The 610-nt window shown below is 54.6% G+C and carries 1 rRNA gene; it reads left to right on the forward strand.

Features of this window, described 5'->3' with window-relative positions:
- Positions 1–610 (forward strand): 23S ribosomal RNA (locus ACFPUZ_RS13220); the annotation flags it as partial.

Genomic DNA, 610 nt, shown 5'->3' on the forward strand with positions numbered 1-610 from the left:
GTGAGAATGCAGGCATGAGTAACGAATTGGCAAGTGAGAATCTTGCCCGCCGGATGACTAAGGGTTCCTGGGTCAAGTTCGTCTTCCCAGGGTGAGTCGGGACCTAAGGCGAGGCCGACAGGCGTAGTCGATGGACAACGGGTTGATATTCCCGTACCCGTGTATGTGCGACCCATGGTGAATCAGTGATACTAACCACCCACAATCCTTTCGATGTCAGCTTTGCTGGTGTTGGTTGGTGCGTGCGTGGGGCCTGAACTGGTAGTAGCCAAGTGATGGGGTGACGCAGTGGGGTAGCCGAGCCACTTATTGGATTGTGGTGTAAGCGTGTAGCACGAGGGGAGTGGTAAATCCGCCCCTCACAAATGTGTGAGACGTGATGCGTAGCCCGTTAGGGTGATGTCGGTGATCCCGTGCTGTCGAGAAAAGCCTCTAGCGATGTATGTACATGGCCCGTACCCTAAACCGACACAGGTAGTCAGGTAGAGAATACTAAGGCGTTCGGGTGAACTGTGGTTAAGGAACTCGGCAAAATGCCCCCGTAACTTCGGGAGAAGGGGGGCCATCACTGGTGAGACATCTTGCATGTTCAGCTGGTGGTGGTCGCAGA

It is taken from the genome of Corynebacterium nasicanis (assembly GCF_042658165.1).
Classification (GTDB): domain Bacteria; phylum Actinomycetota; class Actinomycetes; order Mycobacteriales; family Mycobacteriaceae; genus Corynebacterium; species Corynebacterium nasicanis.